The following is a 16121-nucleotide window of genomic DNA, read 5'->3' as shown; positions in this document are numbered from 1 at the left end:
GCGATGTCGAGCACAACAGTCCAACGGATCGCCCACACCGCTGCCAGCCCCGAGGGAGAAAACAGCACCTATGTCCTCCCGGACCGCGGGCTCGTCGTCGACCCCGGGCCACCGGGGGAGGCGCCGTGGGAGACGCTGACAAACGGACTCGCTGCGGCGGGGCTGCCGGTCGACGCCATAGGGACGGTCGCGGTCACCCACTGGCACGCCGACCACGCCGGGGTGGCGCCCAGGCTGGCGGCGGCCGCCGACGCCGAACTGGTACTCCACGAGAACGATGCCCCGCTTGTGGCCGACTACGCCGCCGAGCGGGAGCGCCGCCTCGACCGCGACGCCCGACGGCTCCGGGCGTGGGGCGTTCCCGACGCGACGGTCGCAGACATCGTCGACGGCGACACTCCCTCGCCGATGCCGGACGCCTGTCCGGTCAGCGCCGTCACCGACGGCGAGTCGGTGGCGGGCGCGGAGGCCGTCCACACCCCTGGCCACACCGCGGGTCACCTCGCGCTTCTGGCGGACGACGCGCTGCTCGTCGGCGACGCGGTCCTGCCGACGTACACGCCGAACGTCGGCGGCAGCGACACGCGGCTCGACGCGGCGCTGTCGACGTACCTCGACACGCTCGACGAGCTGGTGGAGCGATTCGGCGGGGACACCGGGTCGGAGGCGGCAGCACCCCCGGACGCCTACCCCGGCCACGGGCCGACGGTCGACCTGCCGGATCGGATCCGGACGATCCGGGACCACCACGCCGACCGGACCCTCGACGCGGTCGCGGCGCTGCCCGACCCCGGGGACAATACCGACGACGGTGAACCGGGACCGACGCCGTGGGCGGTCGCAAACGACCTGTTTGGGGAGATGGCAGGGATCCACGCCAAGATGGGCGCCGGGGAGGCAGCGGCACACCTCGCCTTCGCGGCCGACCACGGCTTCGCCGAGCGCGTCGGTGAGGCGCCCGACCGGTACGTTCGGGCGCGGCGGACCCTCGACATCGACTCCGGCGGGGACGGCCTCCGATTCGGACCGCTGTAGTCCCGCCCGTCACGGTATACATAAGTCCCCGCGCGACGCCAACGCAGGTATGACGTTACTCGACCGTGCCCTCTCCGAGGAGCACTACGACGTTCTCGACCGCACCGATTCCTTCGTCGAGGAGACGCTCGCGCCCCGAACCGAGGAGATCGAACGGAGCCGGGAGTTCCCCCGCGACGTCGTCGAGGCCGCGGGCGACGCCGGACTGCTCGGGATCGTAGTCCCCGAGGCGTACGGCGGACTCGGCGGCGATTTCGTCTCGTACTGTCTGGCGCTCGAACGCGTCGCCGCCGAGAGCGCCGCGGTCGCCGAGACCATCCAGGGCCACACGTTCGCGACGCTGCCGGTCCTGAACTTCGGGACCGACGCCCAGAAGGACCGCCTGCTCCCGAAGATGGTCTCCGGCGAGTCGGTCGGCGCGATGCTTTTGACCGAACCCGGCGCGGGGTCGTCGCCGACGGAGCTCGGCACCGTCGCGGAGGCGACCGACGACGGCTACCGGCTCTCGGGCGAGAAATCGTTCGGGACGAACGCCGGCGTCGCCGACGTCCACCTGGTGGTCGCCCGGAAGCGCCCCCAACCCGACGACTCCCACGGCGTGAGCGTCTTCCTGGTGCCGAACCCCGACGACGTCGAGGGGTTCACCTTCGACCGCGGGGAGTACCTCGGGATGCACGGCCACGTGACCGGCGACTCGACGCTCGACGATGTCGCGGTCGACGCCGACGCGCTCCTGGGGTCGATCGGCCAGGGCTTCCGGATCGCGATGGGCACGATCGACATGGCCCGGACGGGACTGGGCGCGATCGGGTGTGGGATCGGCCGGGCCGCCTTCCAGCAAGCGGTCGACTACGCCGGCGACCGCGAGCAGGGCGGCAAGCCCGTCGGCGAGTACCAAGCGGTCCAGGTGTTGGTGGCGGAGATGGACTCACGCCTCGAGTCCGCGCGGAGTCTGGTGTACGGCTCTGCGGTCCGGATCGCCGACGGTGAGGGCGACACTCGGGCGTCCTCGCGGGCGAAGTTCACCGCCAGCGACGCCGCGGAGTTCTGCGCCCGCAACGCGATGCAGATCTACGGCGGCAAGGGCTACCGGACCGACTACCCCCTGGAGCGGTACTACCGCGACGCCCGCATCCTCTCGATCATCGGCGGGACCTCGGAGATCCAGAAGACGACCGTCGCGGGCGAGGCGTTGGGGCTGTAGCTTCGGGCGAAAGGGATCGTATTCGATCGAACGATGGCCAGCTAACGAACCGCCATCGGGCTTCCGAGGGCCTCTCGACATCGTTCGTCACGAATCCACCGCTAACTATACCTCAACAAAAACGAATCGTTCTCAGCGTGAACCGTCGCGCTCGCGGCCGGTTGACGGCATCGCGCCGTCGTATTTGATCCGCTCGAAGACCGTGTGGCAGTTGTTGCAGTAGTACTGGCTCTTCGAGACCTCCGACCCGAACGTGGACTCGAGATCGGAGTCCTCGGAGCCACAGAACGGACAGACAGCTTCCGGGGGGTCCTGGCGGTCGTCGTCGACAGCGGTACCGGCGTCGCATCCGGGTGAACTGTTCGAGGAGCTCATGCGATCACATACTCCCGGTTGGAGACACCCTGTAGTTGGTCGACCACGTCGGCGTCGACGTGGCCGTCGCCGACGCGGCGGCGGGTCTCGTCCCACGCGTCGGGGTCCGGTACGCCGTCATCGAGCGGCGGCACCGACACCTCGGTCCCCGCAAAGAGGTCCGCGTAGTGCTCGGCGAGCGCGCGCCTGATCTCCGCGGCCGGACGGTCGGTGAACCCGGCGTCGACGAGCGGGTCCGACTCCGCGTCGTGGGTCGCGGGGCCGACGAACGCAAGAATATCCGGGAAGTAGTCCTCAAGGGCGGCCTCAACGGCCTCGGGCTGGTCCTCAGCGAGGGTCTCCAGCCGGCCGTCGTGGTGTTCGAGGTGGAAGTACTCGTCTTCGCCCATCTTCTGGACCATCCCGGTGAAGTCGTCGTGGTCGATGGCGTCGAGCAGCAGCCACGCAGCCCGGTCGGTGAGCGCAACCTGGACGATGAACGTGGGCCACGCGTCCGCCTCGGTGTCGAGCGTCGCCGCGTTGGCGTACTCGTCGGGAGCGCGCTCGGATTCGAGCCACTCGTCGTCGACGCCCTGGCGGGTGAGGACTCGGAACAGCTGTCGGACCTGTCCGATCTCGTCTTGGGCGTTGCTGGCCCCTGAGATGTCGTCTTCGAGGTTTGGCCCCTTCAACATCCACTCGCCGTAGCGCTGGCCGAGCAGGATCTTGGTGTCGGCGATGGCCTGAACGTAGTCGACCGCCGGCTCCGGCCACCCGTCGTCGCTCATGCGGTCCTCCCGCCCGCGATGGGCTGTCCCTCGACTTCGATGAGGTTCTCCTCGTGGACGACGCCGATGAAGTCCCAATCCTCCTCGTCGTAGGTCCGGTGGGCGTAGATCCGCGCGAGCCGGTCGGAGTCGGCCTGGACCGTTCCGACGTGCATCAGGTCGTCGCCAGCGCTGACGCGGGTGAACACGTGGTACTTCATAGGCTGATACCGGCGTCCCGGAGCTCCTCCCGGGCGTTGTTGGTGAGCATGTCCTTCGACCAGACCGGGTCCCAGGTGATCTCGATGTTGACGTCGGTGACCCCGCGGACCGTCCGGAGCGCCGCGCGCACGTCGTCTTTGATCATATCGTACGCGGGACACCCCATACACGGGAACGTCATCGTGACAGTCACGTCGCCGCCGCCGGCGTCGATATCGTAGACCATCGCCATCTCGACCAGACTGACCGGGATGTGTGGATCCGGGACGGTGTCGAGGGTGGCCCACAACTCGCGCTCGAACTCGTCGGCGTCCTCGCTGGGGCCGGCGTGAGCGCCCGCGGCGATCGACCCCGCGGTGTTGACGCTCATGTCACACCCCCACTTCGAGCGTCCCGGACTGGATGAGGTCGACGTGCGTCCGGTTGGCCGGGCCACGGTCCCGCCAGCGGTCGATCACGCCGTCCCAGCCGATCGGCTCCTCGAAGCGCCAGTCCTTGCTCCCGGCGTCGAACGCGACCGGGGCGTCGTACTCCAAGACGAACTCGTCGGACTGCTCGTCGTAGTGGGCGGGCACCTCGAGGTCGAGGTCGTCCGCCAGCGGCACGACGTGGCTCATCCACTCCTGGCGGAGCTCGTCGTTTGTCTTGCCCTTGATGCGGTAGTCGAGCTGGTCGGTGTTGCGCTTCTGGCTGTCGGGAAGGCCGAACCACTCGACACCCATCGGAAACATCCAGTCGACGGCGTCCTGGACCTTGCCCTTGGTCTTCTCGGACTTGCTGGTCAACCGGCGCATCCAGGTCTCGCCGTGGCGGAGGTGGAACTGCTCTTCCTTGCCGACCTTCCGGAGCGCGCGCTTCCAGGGGGCGTAGGAGGTGTGCTCCTCGATGTCGCTCAGGAGGACCATCCCCGCGCGGTCGAACATCCCGTGCGAACAGACCAGCTCCGCGAACGTCTCCAGCGGTTGGTCGAAGCCGTAGGTGTTTCGGAACTCGTGGGGCTCGCGCTCGTACAGGAGCTGCTCGCGATCCTCGCCGAGGTCCTCGAGCAGGCGGTAGGCGATGTGGCCGTGGCCGAGCTCGTCTTGGATCACGCTCACACACGACGCCCGCGAGTCCAGCGTCGGCGCGTTCATCGACTGCTCGTAGTACGCCGGGGCGCTCATGAGTTCGGTGTCGGCGGAGACAAGCAGGGTTCCCTTCAACGCCTTCTTATACCCATCGGTCATCTCCGACTCGTCTTCGATCATGCGCCCGTTCTGTAGCTGCTCTTTGAAGCGTTTCTCTGTTGGCATCGCGAATCAATCTCCGTACTGCGTGGTTCGACTCTACCGTCTTAACCGTTGTGGCAGGCGTGCGAACCGTAGTCACGGTAACTGTCGCCACAGACCGGCGCACGGGCCACAGCGGCGGACGGCCACAGGCGCGGATCCGACCCCCTCCCAACGCGAATCTTTTAGACGCACCGGTTCGGTACGGTGTGTATGGGTATCCGAACGCGCCACGCCACCGAAGCCGACGGCGAGGAAATCTTAGCGCTCTGGCACGGGTTCACGTCGTACCTCTCGCGGTTCGACGAGCGGTACGAACACTCGGACCAGGCCGACGAGCGCTGGCTTCAGTACTTCGAGAACCAACTCGTCGACTCGAAGTACGGGACCGTCCTCCTGGCGGAAAACGACGACGACGACGAGTTCCTCGGGGTGCTCGAAGCCCGGGTGATGGGTGACCACCCCATCTTCCGGCTGGCGAACCACGGCTACATCAACGGGATGTACGTGCGCGAGGACCACCGTCGGAAGGGGATCGCGAGTCACCTACTGAACGGCGCCGCGGAGTGGTTCACCGAGGATCCCCGCGACGTCGAGTTCTACCGCATCGACGTCCTGGCCGGCGAGGAAGACGCCGCGGCGATGCTCGAATCCCACGGACTCGAACCGGTTGAACACGTCTACGAACAGCGACTCTAACATGGTCGAGACCTACGAAGTCGAGTTCGTCGACAAGGGACGCACAATCACGGTCCCCGAAGACCGGCCCATCCTGGAGGCCGCCGAGGAAGTCGGGGTCGACCTTCCCTACCAGTGCCGGATGGGCGTCTGCGGGGTCTGCTCGGCGCTCCGCGTCGAGGAGGGCGAGACCGACCAGGTGGAGGCGATGTTCCTCTCGGGGGGCGAAAAAGACGAAGGGTACGTTCTGACGTGTGTCGCGAAGCCCCGGTCGGACCTGAAGCTTCGGTCGAACGAGAGCCCGTAGCCGGCTCCGGTGCGGTTCCTCTGTATCACGTCGTCGACGCCGAGAGAGCCACTACCCCTTCGGTCGCCTCCTGAACGGAACGCTCCGACCCCTTGCTGGGGTGTGTTGCTGTGTTAGCTGGTGTATACGAACCCGTATACGACAGTCGTGGATCGACTGACGGTCCGCGCTCCACCGCGGCTGAAACAGAACTAATAGGTGTACAACTGTGATTCTAAGCGGCGCGTATGTTAGTATCGTTTCTGAAGAATACCGGCCCCGGCGCTGTATACGGGTTTGTATACAGTTTTTTCGCGGGGCTCCTGCGCGGCAGCATCCGAAACGGCAGATCGCTGCTTCACCCGAACGTGCGGAGCAGTCCGGGCGTAGGTCACTTCTACAATATTTAAGTCTCCACCCGGTGTCGATTGGCGTATGCAGGTCACAGTACTCGGAGCTGGCACGATGGGCCACGGCATCGCACAGGTGAGCGCGATGGCGGGTCACGACGTGACACTCCGGGACATCGAACCGGAGATCGTCGACGAGGGGGTCGATTCGATCCGGTCGAACCTCGAAGGCGGCGTCGAACGCGGGAAGGTCACCGAAGCCGAGATGGACTCGGCTCTTGGGAACATCACCGGCGAGACCGATCTCCCGACCGCGATCGGAGGGGCCGACCTCGTCGCGGAGGCGGTGCCAGAGGACCTCGGTCTGAAGACAACCGTCCTCACCGACGCCGAGGACGTGGCGAGCGAGGAGACGATCCTCGCAACCAACACCTCGTCACTGTCAGTGACAGAACTCGCAAGCGGGTTGGAACGGCCGGGGAACCTGATCGGACTCCACTTTTTCAATCCGGTCCACATCATGTCCCTCGTCGAGGTGATCGTCGGCGAACGTACCGACGAATCGACCCGCGCGTTCGCAACCGAGTTCGTGGAAGCGATCGACAAGACCCCAGTCGTCGTCCGCGACGTGCCGGGATTTGCCTCCTCCAGGCTCGGCGTCGCACTCGGCGTCGAGGCGATCCGGATGGTGGAAGAAGGCGTCGCCGCCCCCCGCGACATCGACAACGCCATGGAACTCGGCTACAACCACCCGATAGGGCCGCTGGAGCTCACAGACGTCGTCGGGCTGGACGTCCGCCTCGACATCCTGGAGTACCTCCGGACCGAGCTCGGTGAGCGGTTCACCCCGCCCCAGTTGCTCAAGCGGAAGGTCCGGGCGGGGAAGCTGGGGAAGAAGTCGGGTGAGGGGTTCTACGTGTGGGAGGACGGCGAGGCCGTCGCGACCAGCGGGGAGTGGAGCGACCGATGAGCGACGATATCTTCACCACCGAGTTCGAGTCGATCCGGGTCGAGCGCGACGACGCCGTGGCGACTGTCACGATCGACCGGCCCGACGACCGGAACGCGCTGAACGAAACGGTCAGATCGGAGTTGAAGACCGCGTTGCCCGCGATCGAGGACTCCGAGGCGCGGGTGATCGTACTCACGGGCTCCGAGGAGTGCAACGCCTTCGTCGCGGGCGCGGACGTGACCGAGTTCCGCGACCGCGACCTCTTCGAACAGCGGGCGGCGAGCGCCCGCCCCCGGGTGTACGAGGTCGTCGACGGGCTCACGACCCCTGTCGTCGCCGCGGTCAACGGCCACGCCCTCGGCGGCGGACTGGAGCTCGCGACGGCCTGCGACATCCGGATCGCGAAGGAAGGCGGCAAGCTCGGCCAACCCGAAATCAACCTGGGGATCATCCCGGGCGGCGGCGGCACGCAGCGGCTCCCCCGGCTGATCGGCGAGGGGCAGGCGATGCGGCTGATCCTCTCGGGCGAGCTGGTCGACGCCACGGAGGCGGCCGAGATCGGGCTGGTTGAGCAGGTGTGCGATTCCGAGACGTTCGACGACCGCGTCGCGGCACTCGCTGGGTCGATCGCCGACAAGAGCCCGTTGGCCCTGGAGTTCGCCAAAGAGAGCGTCCGGGCCGCGTCGCGGACGGGGCTCGACGAGGGGATCGACTACGAGGCGCAGTTGTTCGTCCAGCTGTTTGCCACCGAGGACAAAGGCGAGGGTATCGACGCGTTCTTCGAGGATCGGGCGCCCGAGTGGCAGGGTCGGTAGGCCTCGACTACGGCCGGCTCCCAGTTCGGAAGCCGGGGAGTGAACCGCCGATTCCGGCGTTTTCGCCCGTGTTCGCCGGGCCCGCGGCGGCACATTCACAAACTATTTGTAACGTGGCGGGGTTCTCACGCACGTAATGAAGTCCTTCGACGAACTCGACCTCGAGTACTTCCAGACGGAGACGCGGGACCACGTCGGGATCCTGCGGATCGATCGCCCGCCGGTGAACGCCCACAACATCGATGTCCTACTGGAGCTCCAGCGCGCCGTTGAGGGCGTCCGCTTCGACGACGAAGTCCGGGTCTGTGTCTTCGGCAGCGCGAACGACGACATCTTCTCGACCGGCTACGACATCAACGCCCTTCAAGAAGAGACCGGCGAGCAGACCGGCTACGCCAGCCAGACCTCGAAGGAGATCATCATGAAGATGCGGACGACGGACACGCTGTTTATTGCCGCCGTCGACGGCCACTGCATGGGCGGCGGCCTCGAACTGGCGCTGGCGTGTGACTTCCGGTTCGTCGGTGACGACGACGACTATCGCGTGGGGATGCCCGAGATCCACCTCGGCCTGATCGCGGGCGAGGCGGGTACCCAGCTGCTGCCCCGCTACATCGACCGCTCGGAGGCGCTCCGTCTGATGGTCACCGGTGAGGAACTGACCCCCGCAGAAGCCACCGAGAAGGGCATCTTCGACGAGCTCCACCCGCCAGAGGAGCTGGAGGACGCCGTCTTCGAGTTCGCGGAGATGATCGTCGACAAGCCCGCGGGCGCGGTCGGCCACAACAAGCTCGCGGTCAACGAGGGGCTTGAGCTCCCGCTTTCGGACGCACTGGCTCACGAGCGGGAACTCCAGAACCAGCTGCTCGGCTCCGACATCGCCGAAGAGGGGGTCGACGCCTTCCTCAACAAGCGCGAGCCCGACTTCCTCGGGGTCGAACTCGGCGACAAGGAGCCCGGCTCCGACGAGTAGACGCGCGCCCGACTCCGCCAGCCGACATCTCTTGCCGATCCGAGGCGTCGAGAAGCCGCACGCCCGCGGCGCGAACAGACACGAGATCGACCGGCTCCCGTCCCCGGTTACCCGAGATTTAGGTTGACGCTCTTCGACTGGGTGTACTCTCGCACCGCCTCGGTGCCCTGTTCCCGGCCGAGCCCGCTTTGTTTGACCCCCCCGAACGGCGTCTGGGGGAACGTCTGCGGATACTCGTTGACGCTGACCATCCCGTATTCCAGCCGACTCGCGGCGTCGTGAGCCGTCGAGAGGTCGGTGGTCCATACCCCGGCGCTCAGCCCGAACGGCGAGTCGTTGGCGATCGCCATCGCTTCCTCGAACTCCGAAAACTCGATCACACACAACACGGGGCCGAAGATCTCCTCGCGGGCGATCGTCATGTCGTTGTCGACGTCGGTGAACACCGTCGGCTCGATGAAATAGCCCGCCGGCTTGTCGTCGGGGACCGATCCGCCGGTCGCCAGCGTCGCCCCTTCGTCGATTCCGGTCTCGACGTAGTCGAGCACCTCCTCGCGGTGGGAGCCGCTGACCGCCGGCCCCATCCGACCGTCGTCGTCGATGCCGCTGCCGAGGGGTGTCGCCTCCGCGCGTTCCACCACGCTATCGACGACCTCGTCGTGGACATCCTCGTGGACAAGCAGGCGGGAGCCCGCCCAGCACATCTGGCCGCAGTTCATGAAGATCCCGTAGTGGACACCCTTCGCGGCGGCGTCGAGGTCGGCGTCGGGGAAGACGACGTTCGGTCCCTTCCCGCCGAGTTCCAGGGTCACGCCGGTCAGGTTGTCGGCGGCCGCGGACATGAGTCCCTTGCCGACCCCGGTGCTGCCGGTGAACGCGACGTGGTCGACCCCCGGGTGGTCGACCAGTGCGCTGCCGGCCTCCGACCCGCGGCCGGGGACGACGTTGACGACGCCGTCGGGGAGGCCGGCGGCCTCGGCGGCCATCCCGTAGTAGAGCGCGGACAGTGGCGTGGTCTTCGAGGGTTTGACCACCGCGGTGTTGCCGCACGAAAGCGCCGCCGCGAGGCTCCGGCCGGCGAGTTGGAACGGGTAGTTCCACGGGGCGATGTGTGCGGTGACCCCCAGCGGCTCCCGAAGGGTGTAGTCAAGCCGGTTGCCCGGGACCGGGATGGACTCCCCAGTCAGTTTGTCGGCCCACCCCGCGTAGTACCGGAAGGTGTCGATCACCATCTCCACGTCGAGTTGCGCCTCGAACGGCGTTTTCCCGTTGTCGTGGGACTCGACCAGAACGATCTCGTCGGCCATGGCCTCGATCTCGTCGGCCATCGCCCCCAGCGCCGCCGCGCGTTCTTTGGGGTCTGCGCTCCGCCACGGCGCGTCGTGCTCGGCGGCCGACTCGGCGGCGTCGACCGCCGCCGCCACGTCCGCTTCGGTGGCGCACGCGACGGTCGCGTACGTCTCCTCGGTCGCCGGATCCTCGGTTTCGATCGTGCCGCCGTCTACTGATTCGGTCCACTCGCCGTCGATATACAGGGCTGTCGGGCCCGCGTAAGTCATGCGTCAGGAAGTCTCCGTGGGGGATAAAAAGCGTTGGCACCTTCCCACCGGCCGGGTCAACTCACTCGAAGTCGGGTCGCTCGCCGTTCCGGAACGCCTCGACACCGGTCTCGTGGGCGTCGCTCCCGTACGCCAGCACTTGGAGGTACGCCTCACGTTCGAGTGCGTCGCGGAACGGTCGGCCGATGTTCTCGTGAAGCCCGCGCTTCGTGAGTCCCAGCGTCTCCGTGGGCTTCCGGTCGAGCGCCCGTAGAAGATCCGCGACCTCGCTGTCGAGATCGGCTGTGGGGACCGCCCGGTTGATGAGGTCCATCTCGGCGGCGTCGGTCGCGTCAAACAGCCGGCCGGTCATGGTGAGTTCTTTTGCCGTTCTGAGCCCGACCAGCGCCGGCAGCAGGACCGTCCCGCCGGAGTCGGGGATCAGCCCGACGTTCCCGAACACCTCGCCGAACCGAGCGTCCTCGGTCGCGTAGACGAAATCGCACGCAGCGGCGACGTTCGTTCCCGCGCCAACGGCGTCGCCGTTCACCTTCGCGATCACCGGCAGCGGCAGGGTCAGGAGCGTCTCGATCACCTCCGAGAGCGTCTCCCGGACGCGGTCGTGCGCCTCGCTCGGCGTTTCGTCGCGGGCGGCCATCGCCTCGATGTCGCCGCCCGCACAGAAGGCGTCGCCGTCGCCGGTGAGCACGATGGCGCGGGCGTCGGCCTCCTCTGCCGCCTCCAGCGCGTCGACGAGTTCGGTTGCCGCGTCGGCTGTGAGCGCGTTCTTCGCGTCCGGTCGGTCGAACGCGATCGTGTGGACGCGACCGTCGGTCTCGACTCGTACCATAGCCCGCGTCGCCGTCGAGCGGTAATAAACCCACCCGAAGCACGTACTTTTTAGTCGCTCCTCGCCGGGGAGAACGTATGACCGATGCGTATATTATCGGCGCCGGGCAGTCCGACTTCGGTTCCTTCCCCGACCGGTCTTACCGGTCGTTGTTCGACGACGCCTTCGACGAGGCCGTCGGGAGCGTGGATGGCGATTTCGACCCCGCCGACGTCGATGAGGCGTTTCTGGGAACGCTCGGGGTTGGGGGGCGGCAACTCGGGCTGAGCGGACCCGCCGTCACGGAGCATCTCGGACTCCACGGCATCCCGACCACGCGGGTCGAGAACGCGTGTGCGGCATCGGGGTACGCGCTCCGGCAGGCCGTGATGGCGGTCCGGTCCGGGATGGCCGACCTCGTGCTCGCGGGCGGCTACGAGGTTATGACAGATATGAGCGGCGACCACACCAAGTGGTGGCTGGGCGTGAGCGGTGAGACCGAGTGGGAGCGGCTCTCCGGCACCACGTTCGCGGGCGTGTACGCCCAGATGGCGAGTGCGTACCTCCGCGAGCACGACGCCACCGTTGAGGACCTCTCCCGGGTCGCGGTCAAGAACCACGGCAACGGCGCACAGAACCCCCACGCACACCTCGGGTTCGAGTGCACCCTGAAGCAGGCGACGAGCGCCCCCGATGTGGCGGCGCCGCTGAACCTGTATCACTGCTGCCCCACCACCGACGGCGCGAGCGCAGTGCTCGTCGCGAGCGAGGCGGTCGCCGCGGACCTCGCGGACGCACCGGTCCGGGTGTCGGGTGCGGGCGCTGCCTCCGGCCGCGTCGGGCTGTTCCAGCGCGACTCACTCACCGGGATTCCGGCGTCGGAGACGGCCGCCGACCGCGCGTACGAGGAGGCGGGCATCGCGCCAGAAGACCTCGACTTCGCGGAGGTCCACGACTGCTTCGCGATCGCCGAACTCGCCGCCTACGAGGATCTCGGCTTCTGCGACCGCGGCGAGGCGCCGCGGCTCCTTCGGGCGGGCGTCACCGACCCCGACGGCGACCTCCCGGTGAACACCTCCGGCGGACTGAAATCCAAGGGTCACCCCATCGGGGCGACCGGGACCGGCCAGGTCGTCGAGGCGTTCGCACAACTCCGCGGCGACGCCCACGTCCAGGTCAAGGACCCGGCGATCGGGCTGACGCACAACGTCGGCGGGTCGGGAGGTGGCGTGACGGTCCACGTGTTCGAGCGGGTCGAGGAGGGGGAGCTATGACCGGCGCTGGAAACGGGACGGGTCGCGGGATCGCCGCGACCGGGCTGTATCTCCCCCGCCAGCGACTCGACGGTGCCGAGATCCAGGCCGCGTGGGGCGCGGCCGCGCCGGTCGACCGTGCGGCAGTGCCCGCGGCAGACGAGGACGCGCTCACGATGGCGGTCGCGGCCGGCCGCGACGCCCTGAGCAGTGGCGACCTCGCCGCCGCCGACATCGCCCATCTGGCGGTCGCAACGACTACGCCTCCCTTGGAGGAGGAGGCGTTCGCGCCGCGGATCGGGGCGGCGCTCGGGCTGGACTCGGCGGTCTCGACGACGACCGCGACCCAGAGCACCGCTGCTGGCGGGGAAGCGCTGCTCTCGGGCGTCGACAGCGACGGGCCCGCACTGGTTGTCGTCGCCGACGCTCCAGAAGGCGATGCCGCAGCGGTCGGCCAACGTGTCGGCGCGGGTGCGGCCGCGTTCCTCGTCGACGACGACGCCGACGTGGTGCTCACAGACCGCACCCGGGAGTCGAGAGACGCCCCGGGGCTCCGGCTCCGAGAACGGGGACGTACGGAAGTGTCGGAGCTAGATATCACGACGTACGAGCGCACGACGATCCGCGATGTCGTCTCGACCGCTCTCGATCGGCTGGCGATCGACCACGGCACAGTCGACGCTGTGAGCCTGTACCAACCGACCGGCGACATCCCTCACCGGATCGGGACGGCGTTACCCTACGATGGCGGTGCGATCGATCGGGGAACCGTCGTCGACGACGTCGGTGACGCAGGCGCCGCGGCGGTCGCGATCGGGTTGCTCGCCGCGCTGGAGGCGGTCGATCCGGACTCGACTGTGATTGCGGGCTTCTTCGGAAGCGGCGCGACGGCGGTCGGCCTCGGGTTCGAGGTGGCCACGGCGCCCGAGACCGGCGTCACGGCCGCGATCGAGGCGGGCGAGGAGGTCCCGTATCCGGCGGCGTTGCGGGCGCGCGGCACGATCGGGGAGACCGAGGTCGCGGGCGGCGGCGCCCACGTCAGCCTCCCGTCGTGGCAGCGCACGACCCCCCAGCGCTACCGGCTGGCCGCCGGTCGGTGTCCCGACTGCGGCGCCGTCGCGTTCCCGCCGGAGGGTGCGTGTCCGGCGTGTGGCGCCCGCGAGGACTACGAACTCACGCCGCTGTCCCGGACCGGCGAGGTCGCCGCGGTCACCGTGATCGGTCAGGGCGGCGCGCCCCCGGAGTTCGTCGAGCAGCAGCGCCGGGACGGCCCGTTCGCCGTCGCGATCGTCGAATCGACCGCGATTGACGGCGACGGCAGCGCTCGGTTCCCCGCGCAGTTGACCGACTGTGATCCCGGATCCGTCTCGGTCGGCGACGCGGTCACGGGGCGCCTCCGCCGGATCTACACCGTCGAAGGCGTCACGCGGTACGGGCTGAAGTTCGTACCGGAGTAGGGCGCGGCCGCCGGAGTCGGGCGTCGCGCTCGATTGTGTTCGGAGACGCGGTGGCGGATCGGGAACCCACCGCTGGGTGGGAATTGAAGCGGTCGCGCTCTCGACGAACCTGGGCGAAGTAAGGACCACGGGCGTGAGCGAAATGAGCGCCCAGGACCGTTGTCCGAGAGGGAGCCCTCTTGTGATCACGAAAGACGCGTCGCGTCCTTCGAACGACAGCGAGCCCTGAGAGTCGAGAGCGCGGGAGCTTCCGAAATACTGACTCTGTCGTTCGTACCGGTTCCGTTCACAAGTGAACAGATCGTGAAACGACCTGACAGTCCGTACTAGTCCTCGTACTGTTCGTGTTCGCGATCCCGGAGCTTCACGCGCTGGATCTTCCCGGTCTCGGTACGGGGAAGTTCGTCGACGAACTCCACGGCGCGGGGGTATTTGTACGGCGCCAGCGTGTTCTTGACGTGATTCTGGATCGTCTCGGTGAGGCGGTCGCCAGCCCCGACCCCCTCGGTTGACACGACGAACGCCTTCACGATCTGGCCGCGCTCCTCGTCGGGGGAACCGACGACCGCGACCTCCGAGACCTCCTCGCGCTCCTCGATGACCGCCTCGACCTCGGGGCCGGGGATGTTGTACCCACTGGAGATGATGAGGTCGTCCTCGCGGGACTTGTACTCAAGCCGGTCGTCCTCGCGGTGGATGTAGATGTCGCCCGGGAGGCTCCACCCGTCGACCAGCGCCTCGTCCTGCTTGCGCGGCCGGTTCCAGTAGGAGATCCCGGTCGGGCCGCGGACCGCGAGCAGGCCGGCCTCCCCGCGCGGCATCTCCTCGCCGGTGTCGGGGTCGACCACCTTGCACTCGTAGCCGGGGACCGGGTAGCCGGTCGCGCCGGGGTCGATCTCCTGGCCCTCGCGGTGGCTCACGAAGATGTGGAGCATCTCCGTGGTGCCGATGCCGTCGTAGATCTCCACCCCGTACGTGTCTTTGAACCGGTTGAACGTGCTGTGGGTCAGCGGCTCGCCCGCGCTCACCGCCAGCCGGAGCGAGGCGGTGTCGTACTCCTCGTGGCCGTCGGGAAACTTCGCGAGGATCTGGTTGAACGCCGTCGGAATCGAGCACAGGACCGTGATCCCGTGGTTCTCGATCGCGTCGAGCAAATCACCCGGCCCGGCGTTCTCGACCAGGCTGGTGGTGGCGCCGACCCGGAGCGGGAAGGTGAGCAGATCGCCGTAGCCGTACGCGAAGGGCAGCGGCGGGTTGCCGCCGAAGACGTCCTCGGCGGAGGCGTTCAGACAGTAGTTCGCGTAGCTGTCGGCGGTCGCGAGCACCTGGCGGTGGGTGTGGGTCGCGCCCTTGGGCTGGCCGGTCGTTCCGGAGGTGTAGAGCATGAGCGCCAGGTCGTCGCGGGTCGTGGGGTGGGCGTCGAGTTCGTCGGCGGCCGCCGCGGTCACCTCGTCGTAGTCCACGTGGTCGTGGTCGATCCCGTTGCGCTGGACGGCCACGACGGTGTCGACGGTGTTGAGTTCGGGCAGAGCCTCGTCGATCTCATCAAGGAGGTCGTCGTAGACGATGACGGTTGACGCCTCGGCGTTGTTGATGATGTGGACGAGTTCCTTCGCCCGCAGGAGCTTCATCGACGGCAGCGCCACCGCACCGATCTTCTGGGCGGCCAGACACGACACGACCGCCTCCGGGCGGTTGGTGAACCGAACGACCACGCGGTCGCCCGGCTCTACACCCTGCTTCACCAGGGCGTTCCCCAGCCGGTTCACCCGCGTCTGGAGGTCGGCGTAGGTGACTGCCTCGTCACCGAACCGGATCGCGACGTTGTCGCCGCGCCCCTCGCCGACGTGTCTGTCGACGAGCTGGGTTGCGACGTTGACCTCCTCGGGATAGTGGAGTTCCGGCAGCGGGTGGATGAGCTGTGGGCCGTCCTCGGGGAGGTACGACTCAGGTACGTTCTCCTGCATGGCTGTCTCGGATATCAGTATTTATTATGAAATAGTTTGCGGTCGCGCGCGATCACAAGACCAATCGAACGGGAGTGGCGCGAGGACGGCCCGATCGAACGGGAGTGGCGCGATCACAAGACCGATCGAACGGGAGTGGCGCGACCGCGACACCGACTGAATCCGGCCGTATC

17 protein-coding genes are annotated in these 16121 nt (G+C 67.7%); 9 read left to right on the top strand and 8 right to left on the bottom strand.

The window, feature by feature from the left end:
* The first annotated feature begins 3 nt into the window (after positions 1-3).
* Both IEX72_RS03950 and IEX72_RS03945 read left to right on the top strand, forming a co-directional pair.
* Positions 4-1035 carry an MBL fold metallo-hydrolase gene (locus tag IEX72_RS03950; protein WP_188786085.1) on the top strand — a complete coding sequence of 344 codons (1032 nt, stop codon included), beginning with the start codon at positions 4-6 and terminating at the stop codon, positions 1033-1035.
* A gap of 49 nt (positions 1036-1084) precedes the next feature.
* Complete coding sequence (locus IEX72_RS03945; protein ID WP_188786084.1) at positions 1085-2239, top strand: acyl-CoA dehydrogenase family protein; 1155 nt, start codon at positions 1085-1087, stop codon at positions 2237-2239.
* Positions 2240-2371: 132 nt separating this feature from the next.
* Here IEX72_RS03945 and IEX72_RS03940 read toward each other — a convergent pair whose 3' ends face one another.
* From IEX72_RS03940 to IEX72_RS03920, 5 genes are read right to left on the bottom strand one after another with little or no spacing between them, the layout of a single operon-like run.
* Positions 2372-2614, bottom strand: coding sequence for a PaaD-like zinc ribbon domain-containing protein (locus IEX72_RS03940; RefSeq protein WP_188786083.1), 243 nt, complete (start codon positions 2612-2614; stop codon positions 2372-2374).
* Positions 2611-3381 carry a Phenylacetic acid catabolic protein gene (locus IEX72_RS03935; RefSeq protein ID WP_188786082.1) on the bottom strand — a complete coding sequence of 257 codons (771 nt, stop codon included), beginning with the start codon at positions 3379-3381 and terminating at the stop codon, positions 2611-2613. Before IEX72_RS03935 ends, IEX72_RS03940 begins: the two co-directional genes overlap by 4 nt.
* On the bottom strand, positions 3378-3581 hold the full coding sequence (locus IEX72_RS03930; protein ID WP_188786081.1) for a phenylacetic acid degradation PaaB family protein: 204 nt from the start codon (positions 3579-3581) through the stop codon (positions 3378-3380). Before IEX72_RS03930 ends, IEX72_RS03935 begins: the two co-directional genes overlap by 4 nt.
* Positions 3578-3952, bottom strand: a complete 375-nt coding sequence (locus IEX72_RS03925) for a metal-sulfur cluster assembly factor (protein WP_188786080.1) — start codon at positions 3950-3952, stop codon at positions 3578-3580. Before IEX72_RS03925 ends, IEX72_RS03930 begins: the two co-directional genes overlap by 4 nt.
* A gap of 1 nt (position 3953) precedes the next feature.
* Entirely contained in the window at positions 3954-4874 is a 921-nt protein-coding gene (locus IEX72_RS03920; protein ID WP_229663731.1) for a Phenylacetic acid catabolic protein, read from the bottom strand.
* Positions 4875-5063: 189 nt separating this feature from the next.
* On the opposite strand from IEX72_RS03920, the gene IEX72_RS03915 reads away from it, so the two are divergent.
* The 5 genes from IEX72_RS03915 to IEX72_RS03895 all read left to right on the top strand — a co-directional run bounded on the left by IEX72_RS03915 (position 5064) and on the right by IEX72_RS03895 (position 8904).
* Complete coding sequence (locus IEX72_RS03915; RefSeq protein WP_188786079.1) at positions 5064-5549, top strand: GNAT family N-acetyltransferase; 486 nt, start codon at positions 5064-5066, stop codon at positions 5547-5549.
* Between the two features lies 1 nt (position 5550).
* Positions 5551-5835, top strand: coding sequence for a 2Fe-2S iron-sulfur cluster-binding protein (locus IEX72_RS03910; protein ID WP_188786078.1), 285 nt, complete (start codon positions 5551-5553; stop codon positions 5833-5835).
* A 414-nt stretch (positions 5836-6249) separates the two neighbouring features.
* Positions 6250-7134, top strand: a complete 885-nt coding sequence (locus IEX72_RS03905; RefSeq protein ID WP_188786077.1) for a 3-hydroxyacyl-CoA dehydrogenase family protein — start codon at positions 6250-6252, stop codon at positions 7132-7134.
* Positions 7131-7931 (top strand): enoyl-CoA hydratase/isomerase family protein, encoded by an 801-nt coding sequence (locus tag IEX72_RS03900; protein WP_188786076.1) that lies wholly within the window; start codon positions 7131-7133, stop codon positions 7929-7931. The genes IEX72_RS03905 and IEX72_RS03900 overlap by 4 nt, the downstream gene beginning before the upstream one ends.
* A gap of 136 nt (positions 7932-8067) precedes the next feature.
* Complete coding sequence (locus tag IEX72_RS03895) at positions 8068-8904, top strand: enoyl-CoA hydratase/isomerase family protein (protein ID WP_188786075.1); 837 nt, start codon at positions 8068-8070, stop codon at positions 8902-8904.
* A 107-nt stretch (positions 8905-9011) separates the two neighbouring features.
* Here IEX72_RS03895 and IEX72_RS03890 read toward each other — a convergent pair whose 3' ends face one another.
* Both IEX72_RS03890 and IEX72_RS03885 read right to left on the bottom strand, forming a co-directional pair.
* Entirely contained in the window at positions 9012-10463 is a 1452-nt protein-coding gene (locus tag IEX72_RS03890; protein WP_188786074.1) for an aldehyde dehydrogenase family protein, read from the bottom strand.
* A gap of 61 nt (positions 10464-10524) precedes the next feature.
* Positions 10525-11292, bottom strand: coding sequence for an enoyl-CoA hydratase/isomerase family protein (locus IEX72_RS03885; RefSeq protein WP_188786073.1), 768 nt, complete (start codon positions 11290-11292; stop codon positions 10525-10527).
* A gap of 77 nt (positions 11293-11369) precedes the next feature.
* On the opposite strand from IEX72_RS03885, the gene IEX72_RS03880 reads away from it, so the two are divergent.
* The gene (locus IEX72_RS03880) at positions 11370-12545 is read left to right on the top strand and encodes a thiolase C-terminal domain-containing protein (RefSeq protein WP_188786072.1); all 1176 of its coding nucleotides are present in this window, start codon (positions 11370-11372) and stop codon (positions 12543-12545) included.
* A complete protein-coding gene (locus tag IEX72_RS03875; RefSeq protein WP_188786071.1) occupies positions 12542-13981 on the top strand; it encodes a zinc ribbon domain-containing protein in 1440 nt (479 codons plus the stop codon). The genes IEX72_RS03880 and IEX72_RS03875 overlap by 4 nt, the downstream gene beginning before the upstream one ends.
* A gap of 326 nt (positions 13982-14307) precedes the next feature.
* On the opposite strand, the gene IEX72_RS03870 is transcribed toward IEX72_RS03875, so the two are convergent.
* A complete protein-coding gene (locus IEX72_RS03870) occupies positions 14308-15948 on the bottom strand; it encodes an acyl-CoA synthetase (RefSeq protein WP_188786070.1) in 1641 nt (546 codons plus the stop codon).
* Positions 15949-16121 lie beyond the last annotated feature (173 nt).

It is taken from the genome of Halobellus salinus (genome assembly GCF_014646875.1).
Taxonomy (GTDB): domain Archaea; phylum Halobacteriota; class Halobacteria; order Halobacteriales; family Haloferacaceae; genus Haloquadratum; species Haloquadratum salinum.
The sequence above is the reverse complement of the archived record's forward strand: the minus strand, read 5'-3'. Positions and strand labels throughout refer to the sequence as shown.

Excerpts from the sequence above, each read along its gene's own strand:
- IEX72_RS03895 (WP_188786075.1), top strand. The coding sequence starts at position 8,068 with ATGAAGTCCTTCGACGAACTCGACCTCGAGTACTTCCAGACGGAGACG.
- IEX72_RS03900 (WP_188786076.1), top strand. The coding sequence starts at position 7,131 with ATGAGCGACGATATCTTCACCACCGAGTTCGAGTCGATCCGGGTCGAG.
- IEX72_RS03875 (WP_188786071.1), top strand. The coding sequence starts at position 12,542 with ATGACCGGCGCTGGAAACGGGACGGGTCGCGGGATCGCCGCGACCGGG.
- IEX72_RS03945 (WP_188786084.1), top strand. The coding sequence starts at position 1,085 with ATGACGTTACTCGACCGTGCCCTCTCCGAGGAGCACTACGACGTTCTC.
- IEX72_RS03950 (WP_188786085.1), top strand. The coding sequence starts at position 4 with ATGTCGAGCACAACAGTCCAACGGATCGCCCACACCGCTGCCAGCCCC.
- IEX72_RS03910 (WP_188786078.1), top strand. The coding sequence starts at position 5,551 with ATGGTCGAGACCTACGAAGTCGAGTTCGTCGACAAGGGACGCACAATC.
- IEX72_RS03935 (WP_188786082.1), bottom strand. The coding sequence starts at position 3,381 with ATGAGCGACGACGGGTGGCCGGAGCCGGCGGTCGACTACGTTCAGGCC.
- IEX72_RS03885 (WP_188786073.1), bottom strand. The coding sequence starts at position 11,292 with ATGGTACGAGTCGAGACCGACGGTCGCGTCCACACGATCGCGTTCGAC.
- IEX72_RS03925 (WP_188786080.1), bottom strand. The coding sequence starts at position 3,952 with ATGAGCGTCAACACCGCGGGGTCGATCGCCGCGGGCGCTCACGCCGGC.
- IEX72_RS03905 (WP_188786077.1), top strand. The coding sequence starts at position 6,250 with ATGCAGGTCACAGTACTCGGAGCTGGCACGATGGGCCACGGCATCGCA.
- IEX72_RS03920 (WP_229663731.1), bottom strand. The coding sequence starts at position 4,874 with ATGCCAACAGAGAAACGCTTCAAAGAGCAGCTACAGAACGGGCGCATG.
- IEX72_RS03915 (WP_188786079.1), top strand. The coding sequence starts at position 5,064 with ATGGGTATCCGAACGCGCCACGCCACCGAAGCCGACGGCGAGGAAATC.
- IEX72_RS03930 (WP_188786081.1), bottom strand. The coding sequence starts at position 3,581 with ATGAAGTACCACGTGTTCACCCGCGTCAGCGCTGGCGACGACCTGATG.
- IEX72_RS03870 (WP_188786070.1), bottom strand. The coding sequence starts at position 15,948 with ATGCAGGAGAACGTACCTGAGTCGTACCTCCCCGAGGACGGCCCACAG.
- IEX72_RS03940 (WP_188786083.1), bottom strand. The coding sequence starts at position 2,614 with ATGAGCTCCTCGAACAGTTCACCCGGATGCGACGCCGGTACCGCTGTC.
- IEX72_RS03890 (WP_188786074.1), bottom strand. The coding sequence starts at position 10,463 with ATGACTTACGCGGGCCCGACAGCCCTGTATATCGACGGCGAGTGGACC.
- IEX72_RS03880 (WP_188786072.1), top strand. The coding sequence starts at position 11,370 with ATGACCGATGCGTATATTATCGGCGCCGGGCAGTCCGACTTCGGTTCC.